The sequence below is a fragment of the Oleiharenicola sp. Vm1 genome (assembly GCF_047777955.1).
In the GTDB taxonomy this organism is placed as follows: domain Bacteria; phylum Verrucomicrobiota; class Verrucomicrobiia; order Opitutales; family Opitutaceae; genus Didemnitutus.
In genome coordinates this window covers 2,773,687-2,786,510 of record NZ_CP180537.1, presented here as the reverse complement: position 1 = coordinate 2,786,510, position 12,824 = coordinate 2,773,687, and the positions used below count along the sequence as shown (strand labels likewise).

Genomic DNA, 12,824 nt, shown 5'->3' with positions numbered 1-12,824 from the left:
GTCTACCGATGCCGATGTTCAAGCTGCATGCCGATTACCAGCCCACGGGCGACCAGCCGCAGGCGATCGAGAAGCTCGTCGCCTCGATCCGCGCCGGCCACCGCGACCAGACGCTGCTCGGCGTCACGGGCTCGGGCAAGACGTTCACGATGGCCAACGTCATCGCGCAGCTCGACCGGCCGACGCTGATCATCTCGCACAACAAGACCCTGGCGGCGCAGCTCTACTCGGAGTTCAAGAATTTCTTCCCCGAGAACGCGGTCGAATACTTCGTCAGCTACTACGACTACTACCAGCCCGAGGCCTACGTGCCGTCGAGCGACACCTACATCGAGAAGGACTCGTCGATCAACGAGGAGATCGAGCGCCTGCGCATCTCGACCACCAGCTCGCTGGTGAGCCGGCGCGACGTGATCGTGGTTGCGAGCGTCTCGTGCATCTACGGCCTCGGCTCGCCCGAGGAGTTTTCGCAGATGCGCATCCAGATCCGCCGGGGCGAGGAGCTCGGGCGGCAGAAGTTTCTCGAGCGGCTGGTGGACAATCTTTACGAGCGGAACGACTACGAGCTGAAGCGCGGCTGCTTCCGCGTGCGCGGCGACGTGGTGGACGTCATGCCGGCCTACCTCGAGCACGGCCTGCGGGTGGAGTTCTTCGGCGACGAGATCGAGGCGCTGACGGAGTTCGAGCCGGTGAGCGGCGCGGTGCTGCGCAAGATCGACCAGTTCGACCTTTATCCCGCCAACCAATACGTCACCTCGCGCGGCAAGCTCGAGGGCGCGATCGCCGGCATCAAGCGCGAGCTGGCCGAGCGCGTGGCGCTCTTCGAGCGCGAGCAGAAGTTCCTCGAGGCGCAGCGGATCAAGATGCGCACGACCTACGACCTCGAGATGCTCCAGGAAATGGGCTTCTGCAACGGCATCGAGAACTACTCGCTGCATCTCACCGGCCGGAAGCCGGGCGAGCGGCCGTTCTGCCTGATCGACTTTTTCCCGAAGGATTTCCTCACCTTCATCGACGAGAGCCACGTGAGCGTCTCCCAGATCGGCGGGATGTATAACGGCGACATCGCGCGCAAGCAGACGCTGGTGAACTTCGGCTTCCGTCTGCCGTCGGCGCTCGACAACCGCCCGCAGAGCTTCGCGGAGTTCCAGCAGATCACGGGGCAGACGCTCTACGTCTCCGCCACGCCGGCGAAGTTCGAGCTCGAGCGCTCGGCCGTCGTGGCCGAACAGGTGATCCGCCCCACCGGCCTGCTCGATCCGGAGATCACGCTGCGCCCGACCAAGGGGCAGGTGGAGGACCTGATCGGCGAAATCCGCCGCGCGGTGGAGCAGGGCGAGCGCGTGCTGGTCACGACGCTGACGAAGCGCCTCTCCGAGGACATCACCAGCTACCTGCGCGACGCGAAGATCCGCGTCGAGTATCTGCACTCCGACATCGATGCGCTCGAGCGCGTCGAGATCCTGCGCAATCTCCGCCAGGGCAACTTCGACGTCCTCGTCGGCATCAACCTGCTCCGCGAGGGCCTCGACCTGCCCGAGGTCGCGCTGGTCGCGATCCTCGATGCCGACAAGGAGGGCTTCCTCCGCAGCGAGACCAGCCTGCTGCAGACCGCCGGCCGCGCCGCCCGCCACGAGAAGGGGCGCGTGATCTTCTACGCCGACGTCCAGACCGATTCGATCCGCCGCACCATCGAGGAGACGCGGCGCCGCCGCGAGAAGCAGATGGCCTACAACCTCGCCCACGGCATCACCCCGCGCAGCGTCAAGCGCGCCGCCCAGGCGAGCCTGCACGTCTACGACGGCACGGGCGCGGACCGGAACGCCGCCGCGGTGGCCGAGGACATCGACGACGTCGCCGCGGTGATTGCCGAGCTCGAGGACGAGATGCAGGAGGCGGCGAACAGGCTCGAGTTCGAGCGCGCCGCGCTGCTCCGCGACCAGATCGCGACCCTCAAGTCCGGCGGCAAGGCGACGCCGCCCTCCGGTTCCGGCGCGCGCGGCGCCAGGAAAAACGCCGCCCGAAATCGGCGCGGCGTTGAGGCTCAGCGGCCGGTGCCGGCCTTGTAGCCCGGCGCCGTCGTGGTGATGTTCCGCATCGCGTCGGCGGTCTGCTCCTGCTGCTGCTCCGAGGTCTTGAGCTGCGTCTTCTTCGCTTTCTTGGGCACCCAGCTGCCGAGCGGGGTGTATTCGACCGTGTCGTCCTGCGCCGGGGTTTTCTCCGCCGTGGCCTGGGGGCGGAGGTCCGGCTGGCACAGCCGGCGAGGGCGACGAGCAGAAGCGCCGCGAGTGCGGCACGAGCGGGGCGGGCGATGGCACTCATGAGCGTGGCGGCAAGCGCGACGCAGGGACGGCCGGCCGCTTACGCGCCCGGATCCGCGGTGCGGCACTCGGCCATGACGCGCAGCCAGATCTCGCGCAGGTCGAACAGGCGCGGCATGGCGAACTCCCGGTAGCGCGCCAGCAGGCCGCCGTCGGACTCGGTCGAGGTGCCGAGGCGGGCCAGGGTCTCGTTGAGCTCGCGCAGGGCGCGCTTGAAGAAGCAGATCGCCAGCGCGTAGTCGCCCATGTCGAGCGATTGCACGGCCTGGAGCGCGTGCTCGCGGCCGCGGTAGAGCGAACCGGCGACGGCGAGGCCGACCGCGGGATGGATGCGCTCCGGATGCGACGCAATGCGCTCCCAGTTGGCGATCAGACCCAGGTAAAGGGCCTTGGTGGCGATGTGCACCGGGTTGCGGTGGACGGTGTAAAGGTCGAAATCCTCCTCGAAGCCCGGGCTGTCGGCTTCCTCGACCTGCTCCGCGTCGAAATCCTGCTCGGGGCCGGCCGCCTCATCGGGCTGCATATCCCAGCCCATGCGGCGGGCGACTTCATCGATGCGATCCGGCGCCGTCGGGAGCTGCTCGTAATGCTTCACGTAGTCCCGCACCGCGGTCTCGTGCTCGGCCAGATACTGTTCCCAATCCGCTTCGGTCCACGAGAGCTCCCGGCGCTCATCCCAGTCGTTCTCGAACATTCCGTCGGAATCTTGGTTGGTCATTTAAGGAAGAGGCGTCCGGTGGGACGCTCGCGGCAGTGTGCGAAGCGAGGGGGCTCGCGCAATTAAAATTCTCAGCCCGACTCGGTTTCGATTTGCCGGCGCGGCGCGACGTTTGTGTCATGTCGCGATGGCCGACGTGCACCATGAAACCGTTTACTTCACGGGTCACGTGCAGGGGGTGGGTTTCCGCTACCAGACGCTGCAGGTCGCCAAGGGATTTGAGGTCGCCGGTTTCGTGCGCAATCTCCCGGACGGCCGGGTGCAGCTCGAAGCCGAGGGGACGGCCGGTGAGGTCGCCGCCTTCGTCGCCGCCGTGCACGAGCACCTGGAAGCTTACATTCGCAAGATCGAACGCTCCTCCGCGCGCGGGCCCGCGCAATTCTCCGGTTTCACGATTAGATGAACTCGCCCCTCGATGCGCCGGCCGTGTGGCTCGAGCGCCTCGTGAAGGATTACGCGTCCGACTGGCGCGGCGGACGGGTGCGCGCGCTCGACGGCGTCACGCTCGCCGTCGCCCGCGGCTCGGTCTGCGCCCTGGTCGGCGCGAACGGCTCCGGCAAGAGCACCGCGCTGAAGCTTTGCGCCGGGCTCGTGCGGCCGACGGCCGGCGGGTGCCGCGTGGCCGGCCTCACGCCCGCCGAGGCGGCCCGATGCGGTCGCGTGGCCTACCTGCCGGAGGAGACGCTGCTGCCGGATTTCGATAGCGCGCGCGGCTTCCTGCGGCGCCTCGCGGCGATCGGCGGGATCGACGGGGCCGCCGCCGGCGCGGCGGTGGAGACGGCGCTGGCGCAGACAGGCCTGGCGGCCCTGGCCGACCGGCCGCTCGCGACGTTTTCCAAGGGACAACGGCAGCGCGTCGGGCTCGCGCAGGCGCTCCTGCGCGGTCCGGACATCCTGCTGCTAGACGAACCCGCGTCGGGCCTCGATCCGCACGCCCAAGCGGCGCTGCAGGCGCTCATCGTCCGGCAGCGCGCCCTCGGCCGCACGGTCGTGCTCACCGCGCACTTCCTGACGCCGCTGGAGGAGTTCTGCGACCAATTCGTGCTGCTGCACGGCGGCCGCGTGATCTTCGAGGGCTCGCGCGCGGCGGTGACGGCGCGCGGAGGACTCGAGCGGATCTACCGGAAGGAAGTGCCGCCGTGAAGCCGCTGCGGCAATTCTGGGCGCTGGCCCAGCTCTGGATCGCCGTGGCGCTGCGCCTGCGCGCGGGTTGGGCGGTCGGCGCCGCGGCGGTGGCGCTGGTGGCGGGAGGCGCTCTGGTGCGCGAGCTGCATTTCGGCAGCGCGGAAGCCGGCTTCCTCGTCGACTACGCCGCCGGAGTGGTGGCCGCGGGCGGCGCGGTGCTCGCGGCGCTGGTCGGTCCGGCGCTGTTCTTCGAGGGCTGCGCTCGCACACGACGGCGGTGGTGCTGCTGCACGGAGCCCGCCGGAGCGCCGTGGCGGGCGCGCAAATTCTCGCCACCGGGGTCGTGCTGGGCTGGATGACGGGGCTCGGCATCCTCGCCACGCTCGCGCTGCTGCAGGCGACCGGGCACGGCGCGGTGGCGGGCGAGGCCGGGCGCGCGCTCGCCCGCGCGAGCGGGCCGTTGCTCGTGCTGGCTCCGGCGGGCGTTTTTCTCGCGTCGCTGGTGCGCAGCGCGCTGCTGGCCACGGTGCTGACCCTGGCGCTGGCTGTCGCCGGGCACCTGGCGCCGGTGATCGGGCACGCGGCCGCGGAGGCGACCGGCATGGCGCGGGCCGGTTGGACGCTGCTGTCCTGGCTCATCCCGAACTTCGGCGTTGCGGACGCGGCGCCGGCCGCCCGCGCCGGGGCTTACTTCGTCGCCTACGCGGCGGTTTACACCGTCCTGGCCGGCTGGAGCTTTTCGCGGCGTGAACTTTAGGCGCTTCCGGAACTGGTGGCTGTTGCCCCTGCTGCTCGGCGCGGGGGCGTTGCTGGCGCAGGTGGCGCCGGCGACGCCGGCGGGGCAGGGCCGGTGGCGCCTGGTGGTCGCCGACTGGAGTTGGGTGCGGGCCGATCTCGCCTGGGAAGGCCGCGACGAGGCGCGGTCGCGCGCGTGGTCGCGCCTGGCGGTCGCGGCGGCGCCGACGGTCGACTACTTCCGGCTCAACGCGGCGCGGATGCACGCCTACGATTTTCCCGCCTGGCGCGAAGCGCGCGAACCCGGCGCGCCCGCGGCGCTGCGGGCGCGCTGGCGGCGGGAGTCGGCCGCCGAGGCCATCGCGTTGCTGACCGTGGAAGGGGCGCCGACCGCGGCCTGCCTCATCGAGGCGGGCAACATCGCGCTCTACGCGCGGCGCGATCCTGCGTCCGCGGCGGAGTTCTACCGGCGCGCCGCCGAGACGCCCGGCGCCCCGTGGCACGCTGGACGCATCTATGCGGAGCTGCTGCGCCAGACCGGCCGCCCGCGCGAGGCGCTCGCGTGGCTGCGCGGGTGGTGGCCGCGCTTGCCGGCGGACGATCCGGCGGCGCAACGCGAGCTGGTGGCTGCGCGCATCGCGGAGCTGGAGCGCGAGCTGGGCGAGCGGCCAGAAGCGCTTTGACAACGCCGCGGGCCGCCGGCTCCATGCCCGGATTCGCCTGATGATTGTCCACTGGCCCTACCTCGTCCTCGCCCTCGCCATGCTGTGGTTTCCCCGGCAGTGGATGCGCCTCGGCAAGCTGTGGCGCAAGTCGCGCAAGCAGCGGGAGACGATGGAGCGCTTCGCCCAGGACGGCGCGAACGACCCGGACGACAAATCCGTGCGGCTCCGGCGCGAACTCCGGAACAAGCGCAACTACCTCGACGCCCTGCGCGGCCTGGCCGGCACGATGGCGCTGTGGGAATTCAGCTTCGAAGCCGGTCCGGAGCGCGAACTGCTGGTGTTCGGCCTCTGCGCCGCCATCACCTTCGCGGCCGTGTTGATCCAGTCGATCCGCTGGCGCGAACGCATCACGTTTTTCGCGGCGATCTTCTTCTATGCCGGAGTGAGCGGCGGCCTGGGCAGCTATTACCCCGGGGCGCTGGCGTTCCTGCTCGTGTGCGCGATCAATCCCGTGATCCCGACGCCGCGGCTGTTCGTGAGCGCGTATGCGCTGCTGCTGCTGCCGTTCAATTTCTTCCTCGGCGACGACAGCCGGATCGCGCTCTTCAACACCGTCGTCCTGCTCGTGCCGGTGATCTGGAGCATGATGGTGAAGCGTCCGATGGTGATCTTCACCCGGAGGCGCAACCTGATGTGGTGAGCGATGGCCGGCGGCGCGAAAATCTGGATCGAGGCCGCGCGCCCGAAGACCCTGCCGGCCGCGGTGATTCCGGTGCTGGTCGGCACGGCCTTCGCGCAGGCGGCGCACGCGGCCGACCTGGTGAAGGCCGCGGTTTGCCTCGCGTTCTCGCTGCTGGTGCAGATCGGCACCAACTTCGCGAACGACTACTTCGACTTTGTCCAAGGCGCGGACACCGCGGAGCGCGTCGGCCCGCGCCGCGCCGTCGCAGCGGGACTGGTGACGCCGCGCACGATGCTGTTTGCGACCGTCCTCGTGCTCGCGGCGGCGTTTGCCGTCGGCCTGCTGCTCGTGGCCGAGGGCGGCTGGATTCTGCTCCCGGTCGGCGTCGTGAGCATCGTCTGCGCGATCGCCTACACTGGCGGGCCGTATCCGCTCGGCTACAACGGGCTCGGCGACCTGTTCGTGTTCATTTTCTTCGGCCTCGTGGCGGTGGGGGCGACGTTCTACGTGCAGGTGCATGCCGTGACGTGGCCGGTGCTCACCGCCGCCGCGGCGGTCGGCCTGCTGGCGGCGAACATCCTCGTCGCGAACAATTATCGCGACGTCGAGACGGACGCGAAGGCCGGCAAGCGCACGCTGGTGGTGCGCTTCGGGCGCCGCTTCGCCTTCTGGCAATACGCGCTGTCGGCGCTCGCGGCGCTGCTGAGCGCGCCGGCGCTGCTGCTGGCGGGCTGGCGCTGGCCGGTGCTGCTGCCGCTCGTGCTTTTCCCCTGGGGCGTGCGGCTGACGCACCGGCTCGGCCGCTCGGCGGACCCGCGCGAGCAGATCGAGGTGCTGGCCGACACGGCGAAATTCCTCGCCGCGTTCGGCGTGCTGCTGAGCGCGGGCGTGATCTGGGGCGCGCGGTGAGCGGCGCTCAGCTCCAGCGCAGGTCCTGCTTGGTCAGCGGGAGCGAGCGGATGCGCTTGCCGGTGGCGGCGAAGATCGCGTTGCACACGGCGGGCGGCAGCGGCGGATAGCCGGGCTCGCCGAGGCCGGTGGGGGATTCTTGCTCTGGACGAAGTGCACGTCGACCTGGGGCGTGTCCATGATGCGGAGCAGCGGGTAGGTGTCGAAATTCGCCTGGGCCACGCGGCCGCGGTCGATCGTGACCTCCTGCAGCCAGGCGGCGCCGAGCGCGTCGATGACGGAGCCCTGCACCTGGTTTTCCGCGCCGCTCAGGTTGATGATCGGGCCGACGTCGCCGACGACGGTGACGCGGTGGACCTTCAGGCTGCCGTCGGGAGCGACGCTGACCTCGGCGACTTCGGCGAAGTAGCCGCGGTGGCTGAAGTGGAACGCCACGCCCTGGCCGGAGCCGCGGGGAGCTTTTGCCCCAGCCGGCTTTTTCGGCGACGGTGCGCAACACGTTCGCCATGCGCGGGGCGTCGTAGGGCAGGCCGCGCGGGCCGGGCGCGGGCATGACCTTGTCGCCGAGCAGATCGAGGCGGAACGCCACCGGATCGCGGCCGGCCGCGTGCGCGAGTTCGTCGATGAAGCTCTGCATCACGAACGCGATGGCATTGCTGCCGGGGGCGCGCAGCGGGCCCGTCGGGATGTTCGTGTTCACGATCGACTGCACCAGGCGGAAGTTCGGCACGAAGCGGCCGGGAAACTCCACCGGGCTCAGTCCGGCGCTGTTGCCGGGGTCCTTGTCGTTGTGGAGGCCGACGGTGACGAAGTGGTTCTGCCAGGCGACGAGCTTGCCCGACGAGTCGACCGCGCCCTTGAGGTTGTGCCAGCCGCAGGGCCGATAGAGGCCGTGCTGGGTGTCCTGCTCGCGCGTCCAGGTCAGCTTGACCGGTCCGCCGGCCTTCTGGGCGATGGCGGCGGCCTCGATGACGTAGTCGTTGGCGAGGCGGCGGCCGAAGCCACCGCCGATGCGCGTGAAGCGGACTTTGATTTTCTCCTTCGGGATCTTGAGCGTGTTCGCGACGAGGTCCTGGGCGCCGCCGGGCGTCTGCGTCGGCGCGAGGATCTCCATGCCGCCGTCGGCGGTCGGCCAGGCCATCGCGTTCATCGGCTCGAGGGTGGCGTGGTGCAGGTAAGGGTAGGCGTAGCTCGCCTCGACGACCTTGGCGGCGCCGGCGAACGCGGCGGCGACGTCGCCGTCGTTGCGGAGCACCTGCCCCGGTTGCGCGGCGAGCTCGGCCGCGCGCGCGTCGAACGCGGCGGTGCTCTGGCTGGCGCCGGCGCCCTCGTTCCAGGTCACGCGCAGCGCGGCGCGGGCCTTGAAGGCGGCCCAGGTGGAGTCGGCGAGGATGGCGATGCCAGAGAGCAGGCCGTTGTAGTTGCCGCCGCCCTCGATCACGAAGGCGTCGCGCACGCCGGGCATGGCCTTGATCTGGTCGAGATTGGCCGAGGCGACCTTGCCGCCGAAGACCGGGCATTTCTCGTAGACGGCGTAGCGCATGCCGGCGACCTTCTGGTCGAGGCCGAAGAGCGGCTGGCCGGTGACGATGGCGGGATTGTCGACGCCGCCGACGCGCGAGCCGAGGAGCGTGAACTCGTCGGGCTCCTTCAGCTTGATCGTGCCCTCGTCCGGGAGGGGCAGCGTGGCGGCCTTGCTGGCGAGTTCGCCGTAGGTGAGGCGGCGGCCGGTGGGGCGGTGCACGACCGTGCCTTTCTCGGCGACCAGCTCGGAGACGGGCACGTTCCAGGTCTGCGCCGCGGCCTCGACGAGCATGGTGCGCGCGGTGGCGCCGGCCTTGCGCAGCAGGTCGTAGTTCTGCGGCGTCGACAGCGAGCCGCCGGCGAATTGCGCGCCGAGCTGCGGGTTGAGCGGCGCCTGCTCGATGACGACCTTGTCGAAATCCACCTCGAGCTCCTCGGCGACGATCATGGGGAGCGAGGTCTTGATGCCCTGGCCGATCTCGGGGTTCTTCGCGACGATGGTGACGACGTTGTCCGGCGTGATGCGGATGAAGGGATTCGGGGTGAAGACGCGGGCGGTGTTGTCGAGCGCCTGCGCGGGCTGGGCGAACGACTCGGGGACGAGCGACAGTCCGAGGGCGAAGCCGCCGCCGGCGAGCGCGGTGACGCGGATGAAGTCGCGGCGCGTGAACGGAGTTTCGGGCGTGCTCATTTGGCCGCTCCCTCCTTCGCCATGGCTTCGGCGGGCAAGCCTTTCACGTTGCCGGCCGCGGCGTCCTTGATCGCGGCGCGGATGCGCAGGTAGGTGCCGCAGCGGCAGAGGTTGCCGGCCATGGTGCCGTCGATGTCCTCGTCGCTCGGGTGCGGGTTGTTCCGCAGCAGCGCGGCGGCGGTCATGATCTGCCCGGACTGGCAGTAGCCGCATTGCGGGACGTCGTGGTCGATCCAAGCCTTCTGCAGCGGATGCGAGCCGTCGGGCGAGAGGCCCTCGATCGTCGTGATCTGCATGCCGACGACGGTGGAGACGGGGAACTGGCAGGAGCGGACGGGCGTGCCGTTGAGGTGCACGGTGCACGCGCCGCACTGGCCGATGCCGCAGCCGTATTTCGTGCCGACGAGTTCGAGGGTGTCGCGCAGGACCCAGAGCAGCGGAGTATCCGCCGGCACATCGACAGTGCGGGCCTGCCCATTCACGGTCAGGGTAAACTTGGGCATGGGGAAAGCACTCCTACCGTGCCCAAGGTCCGGGCGCCGTCAAGCTGCCGGGTGCGGAGTCAGCGGACGGGCGACGGCGCGGGCGACTCGAGTTCGACGGCGAGCAACTCGGCCACGGCGTCGCGGCGGGTGAAATCGGGACGGAATTCGCGCGGCAGGTAGATCGGCGGGCGTTCGCCCTCGACCGCGTCGCGCCGGAGCGGCAGCACCGCCACGGTGAGCTCGCCGCCCGCCGCGGCCAGCGCGGCGCGATGGCGCGCCAGGCCGAGTTCGAGCGGCTCGCCGTGATAGAAATCGTCCATGACCAGCTCGCCGCCGATGGTGACGCGGAGCACGTCGCCGCGGTAATGCAAGCGCAGCAGCGCGTCGGGGCGGGCGAGGTCGGCGGGGCTGAGACGGATGCGCCAGAGCGCGGCGGCGGCGAAATCGGCATCCACGGGCGCGGCGGCCACGGGTTTCGGGGCGCGGCCGAGCGGGATGTCGCGCGGCGGACCGGCGGGCTGGAGCAGGTCGAAGGCGACCGGCGTGAGCGTGCGCGGCGCGGGGGCGGCGAAGGACGCGCCGCCGCCCGCCGGCGCGGGCTGGAAGGCGAGCGAGTCGGCCTCGCTCAGGACCACGAGGTCGATCGTGTCGTCGAGCGTGCAGGCGGGCGCGCGATCGGGCGCGAGATCGCACAGGAGCGTGTTGCCGTCGGCGTCGGTCGCGGTGCGTCCGCGCGCACGCGTGACGGTGGCGCCGCGCACCGCGAGCTCGACCGGGATGCCGTCGGTTTGGAAGAAATACCAGGTCGTGCGCCCGCCGACGCGCTCGACGGCGAGCGGTTGCGCGGTGGCCCACGCCAGCGTGGCGCGCGGACCAAGGGCGAGGTTCAGCGGCCAGAGAAAGCGGGCGCCGGACGGAACGGCCACCGGAGCGGAGGGCAGCGTGAGGGCGCGTCCGCCGGGGAACGCGACCGTGAAGCGCACGTCCGGGTGGGCGGGCAGCGTGCGGCCGCGCTCGTGGTTGTTGACGAAGAGAAAGCCGCGTGCGCCGTCGCTGCGCACGCTCCAGCGGAGCGTGGCGACGTCTTCCCGCCCTTGCGGCAGGACGTCGGGCAGCGCGACTTCGCACTCGGCGAGCCGGTCGCCGAAGTCGTGGAGGAACGAGTGCAGCCGGCGGAGCAGCGCGTAGTGCGGGCGGACCTGGCCGTATTGGCCGAGCGGGGCGACGAAGTCGTAGTTTTTCACCGGCAGGTCGTTCCAGTTCGTCATCGGCGTGTCCTGCTGCTCCATCAGCGGCGTGCGGCCGACGGGGTTGGTGCCGCCGTGATACATGTAGTAGCCGGGCGAGACGGAGCCGGAGCCGAGCTTGACCAGGGCCACCGTCTCGATGTCGCGCGGGTCGACGGCGATGCGCCGGTGGTAGCTGCTCATCATGCCGCCGCCGAGTTCGCAGGTGAGGTAGGGATAGAGCGCGACATCGTCGGGGTCGCGGGCGTCGCGGCGGCCGAGGGCCTCGTTGGCGATGTTGGCGTCGGTGCGGAGGCGGGAGAAGCGGAACGCCGTCCAGTAGCGTCCGGGCATCGCCGTGGTTTCGCGATCCCAGAAGCCCTCGGCGTAGGCGCCGTAGAGCGGGACGATCTCGCCGAAGGGCAGCGGGGATTTCAGCGCCGGCCAGCCGGTGCGGGTGTAGAGCAGGACGTCGAGGCCCGCCTCGCGCGCGATCCGCTTCAAGGCCAGCAGGTGCGAGCCGTCGCCGCCGTATTCGTTCTCCAGCTGGATGCCGATGACGGGGCCGCCGTCCTTCCAGAGCTGGCCGCGCAGCTGGGCGGCGATCTGGCCGTAGAGGACGCGCGCGTGCTGGAGGTAGGCGGGGTCGTCGGTGCGGACTTTCCAGCCGCGCACGAGCGCCCAGTCGGGCACGCCACCGTTGCGCACCTCGCCGTGGCACCAGGGGCCGCAGCGGACGATGACCTTGAGGCCGGCCCGCGCCGCGGCTTCGACGAAGCGGCGGAGGTCGCGGTCGCCGGACCAGTTCCACGCGCCCTCGATTTCCTCGTGGTGGATCCAGAAAACGTAGGTGGCGACGATGTCGATGCCGCCGGCGCGCAGGCGGCGGAGCTCGGTTTCCCACTCGGCCGCCGGGTAGCGCGTGAAATGAAACTCGCCCATCACGGGCGTCCAGCGCCGGCCGTCGAGGAGCAGGCTGCGCGAATCGAGGGAGAGCGTGGCGCCGTCGGGCGCGCGGTTCGAGCCGAGGTGGAATCCTCGGCGCGCGCGGGCGCGGGAGGAGCGACGGTGAGCGTCAGCGGCGCGGCGGCGAGCGACGCGGCCAGGGCGCAGCCGAGAGCGAGGAGCGGCAGGGGCGAACGCAGCATGGCGGCAGGCTCGGGCGGTCCGGCCGCCGCCTCAAGCCCGCGCCGCACGGTCAGTCCGAAAGATCAGCGGGCGCGCGAGCGCGCGACGACCCAGGCGACGATGGCCGCGTCGTCGTTCTCGTGGCGCCAGACCAGGCTGAGGAACTCGGCCGGGTGGATGTCGTGCTCCTTGAAGAAGCGCCGGTCGCCGCCGCAGGAATACATGAGCGAGGGCGGCAGTTCGCCGCGGAGCTTGGCCTTCGCCTTCGGGATGATGCGCGGCAGCCACGCGATGCCCTGCACGGCGGCGTCCTTGGGCGGCAGCGCGCTTTCGTCGAGCACCCGCGTGGAGGCCTGGCCGCGCTGGGCGTTCAGGAAGTAGTCGCGGCGGATCAGTTCGATCGCGAGCGCGCGGTCGTAGCCGGGCTCGCCGCCGTTGTTGTGGTCCTCGGCGTAGTCGTAGAGGTGCTGGCTGTTGAGGCCGTTGGCGGCGAGAAAGGCCTTCTCCGCGGGGGAGAAGAAGGTCTCCGCGCCGCGCTGGCCGGCGGCGTAGAGTTTCACGGCCCGGTCGTAGACGGCGCGGAACTGGTCGGCGAAATCGTAGTGCTTCATCGCC

General features: G+C 70.7%; 14 protein-coding genes and 1 pseudogene. 8 read left to right on the top strand and 7 right to left on the bottom strand.

Annotated features, from left to right (window positions below; translation table 11 throughout):
- Positions 1 to 8 precede the first annotated feature (8 nt).
- Positions 9 to 2,069, top strand: coding sequence for an excinuclease ABC subunit UvrB (gene uvrB, locus ACMYLB_RS13575; protein ID WP_415907519.1), 2,061 nt, complete (start codon positions 9 to 11; stop codon positions 2,067 to 2,069).
- On the opposite strand, the gene ACMYLB_RS13570 is transcribed toward uvrB, so the two are convergent.
- Positions 2,045 to 2,167: a hypothetical protein gene (locus ACMYLB_RS13570; protein ID WP_415907518.1), complete on the bottom strand. Its 123-nt coding sequence runs from the start codon at positions 2,165 to 2,167 to the stop codon at positions 2,045 to 2,047. The genes uvrB and ACMYLB_RS13570 overlap by 25 nt on opposite strands.
- A gap of 194 nt (positions 2,168 to 2,361) precedes the next feature.
- Positions 2,362 to 3,039 carry a hypothetical protein gene (locus ACMYLB_RS13565; protein WP_415907517.1) on the bottom strand — a complete coding sequence of 226 codons (678 nt, stop codon included), beginning with the start codon at positions 3,037 to 3,039 and terminating at the stop codon, positions 2,362 to 2,364.
- A 127-nt stretch (positions 3,040 to 3,166) separates the two neighbouring features.
- Here ACMYLB_RS13565 and ACMYLB_RS13560 point away from each other — a divergent pair, with 127 nt between their 5' ends.
- From ACMYLB_RS13560 to ACMYLB_RS13530, 7 genes are read left to right on the top strand one after another with little or no spacing between them, the layout of a single operon-like run.
- Positions 3,167 to 3,442 (top strand): acylphosphatase, encoded by a 276-nt coding sequence (locus ACMYLB_RS13560; RefSeq protein WP_415907516.1) that lies wholly within the window; start codon positions 3,167 to 3,169, stop codon positions 3,440 to 3,442.
- Positions 3,439 to 4,182 carry an ABC transporter ATP-binding protein gene (locus tag ACMYLB_RS13555; protein WP_415907515.1) on the top strand — a complete coding sequence of 248 codons (744 nt, stop codon included), beginning with the start codon at positions 3,439 to 3,441 and terminating at the stop codon, positions 4,180 to 4,182. The genes ACMYLB_RS13560 and ACMYLB_RS13555 overlap by 4 nt, the downstream gene beginning before the upstream one ends.
- Positions 4,179 to 4,523, top strand: a complete 345-nt coding sequence (locus tag ACMYLB_RS13550) for a hypothetical protein (RefSeq protein WP_415907514.1) — start codon at positions 4,179 to 4,181, stop codon at positions 4,521 to 4,523. Before ACMYLB_RS13555 ends, ACMYLB_RS13550 begins: the two co-directional genes overlap by 4 nt.
- Positions 4,508 to 4,921 (top strand): hypothetical protein, encoded by a 414-nt coding sequence (locus tag ACMYLB_RS13545; RefSeq protein WP_415907513.1) that lies wholly within the window; start codon positions 4,508 to 4,510, stop codon positions 4,919 to 4,921. Before ACMYLB_RS13550 ends, ACMYLB_RS13545 begins: the two co-directional genes overlap by 16 nt.
- Positions 4,911 to 5,582, top strand: coding sequence for a hypothetical protein (locus ACMYLB_RS13540; RefSeq protein WP_415907512.1), 672 nt, complete (start codon positions 4,911 to 4,913; stop codon positions 5,580 to 5,582). Before ACMYLB_RS13545 ends, ACMYLB_RS13540 begins: the two co-directional genes overlap by 11 nt.
- Positions 5,583 to 5,622: 40 nt before the next feature.
- Positions 5,623 to 6,264 carry a hypothetical protein gene (locus tag ACMYLB_RS13535; protein ID WP_415907511.1) on the top strand — a complete coding sequence of 214 codons (642 nt, stop codon included), beginning with the start codon at positions 5,623 to 5,625 and terminating at the stop codon, positions 6,262 to 6,264.
- 3 nt (positions 6,265 to 6,267) lie between these two features.
- Positions 6,268 to 7,155, top strand: coding sequence for a 1,4-dihydroxy-2-naphthoate polyprenyltransferase (locus tag ACMYLB_RS13530; protein WP_415907510.1), 888 nt, complete (start codon positions 6,268 to 6,270; stop codon positions 7,153 to 7,155).
- A gap of 33 nt (positions 7,156 to 7,188) precedes the next feature.
- On the opposite strand, the gene ACMYLB_RS13525 is transcribed toward ACMYLB_RS13530, so the two are convergent.
- From ACMYLB_RS13525 to ACMYLB_RS13505, 5 genes and pseudogenes are all read right to left on the bottom strand, one after another.
- Positions 7,189 to 7,590 carry a molybdopterin cofactor-binding domain-containing protein gene (locus ACMYLB_RS13525; protein WP_415911086.1) on the bottom strand — a complete coding sequence of 134 codons (402 nt, stop codon included), beginning with the start codon at positions 7,588 to 7,590 and terminating at the stop codon, positions 7,189 to 7,191.
- A gap of 199 nt (positions 7,591 to 7,789) precedes the next feature.
- Positions 7,790 to 9,370 (bottom strand): annotated as a pseudogene (locus ACMYLB_RS13520) (molybdopterin cofactor-binding domain-containing protein); the annotation flags it as partial.
- Complete coding sequence (locus tag ACMYLB_RS13515) at positions 9,367 to 9,873, bottom strand: (2Fe-2S)-binding protein (protein ID WP_415907509.1); 507 nt, start codon at positions 9,871 to 9,873, stop codon at positions 9,367 to 9,369. The gene ACMYLB_RS13515 and the pseudogene ACMYLB_RS13520, both read right to left, overlap by 4 nt.
- Before the next feature lie 59 nt (positions 9,874 to 9,932).
- Positions 9,933 to 12,023 (bottom strand): beta-galactosidase, encoded by a 2,091-nt coding sequence (locus ACMYLB_RS13510; RefSeq protein ID WP_415907508.1) that lies wholly within the window; start codon positions 12,021 to 12,023, stop codon positions 9,933 to 9,935.
- Positions 12,024 to 12,292: 269 nt separating this feature from the next.
- Positions 12,293 to 12,820: a DUF5069 domain-containing protein gene (locus ACMYLB_RS13505; protein WP_415907507.1), complete on the bottom strand. Its 528-nt coding sequence runs from the start codon at positions 12,818 to 12,820 to the stop codon at positions 12,293 to 12,295.
- Positions 12,821 to 12,824: the final 4 nt, after the last annotated feature.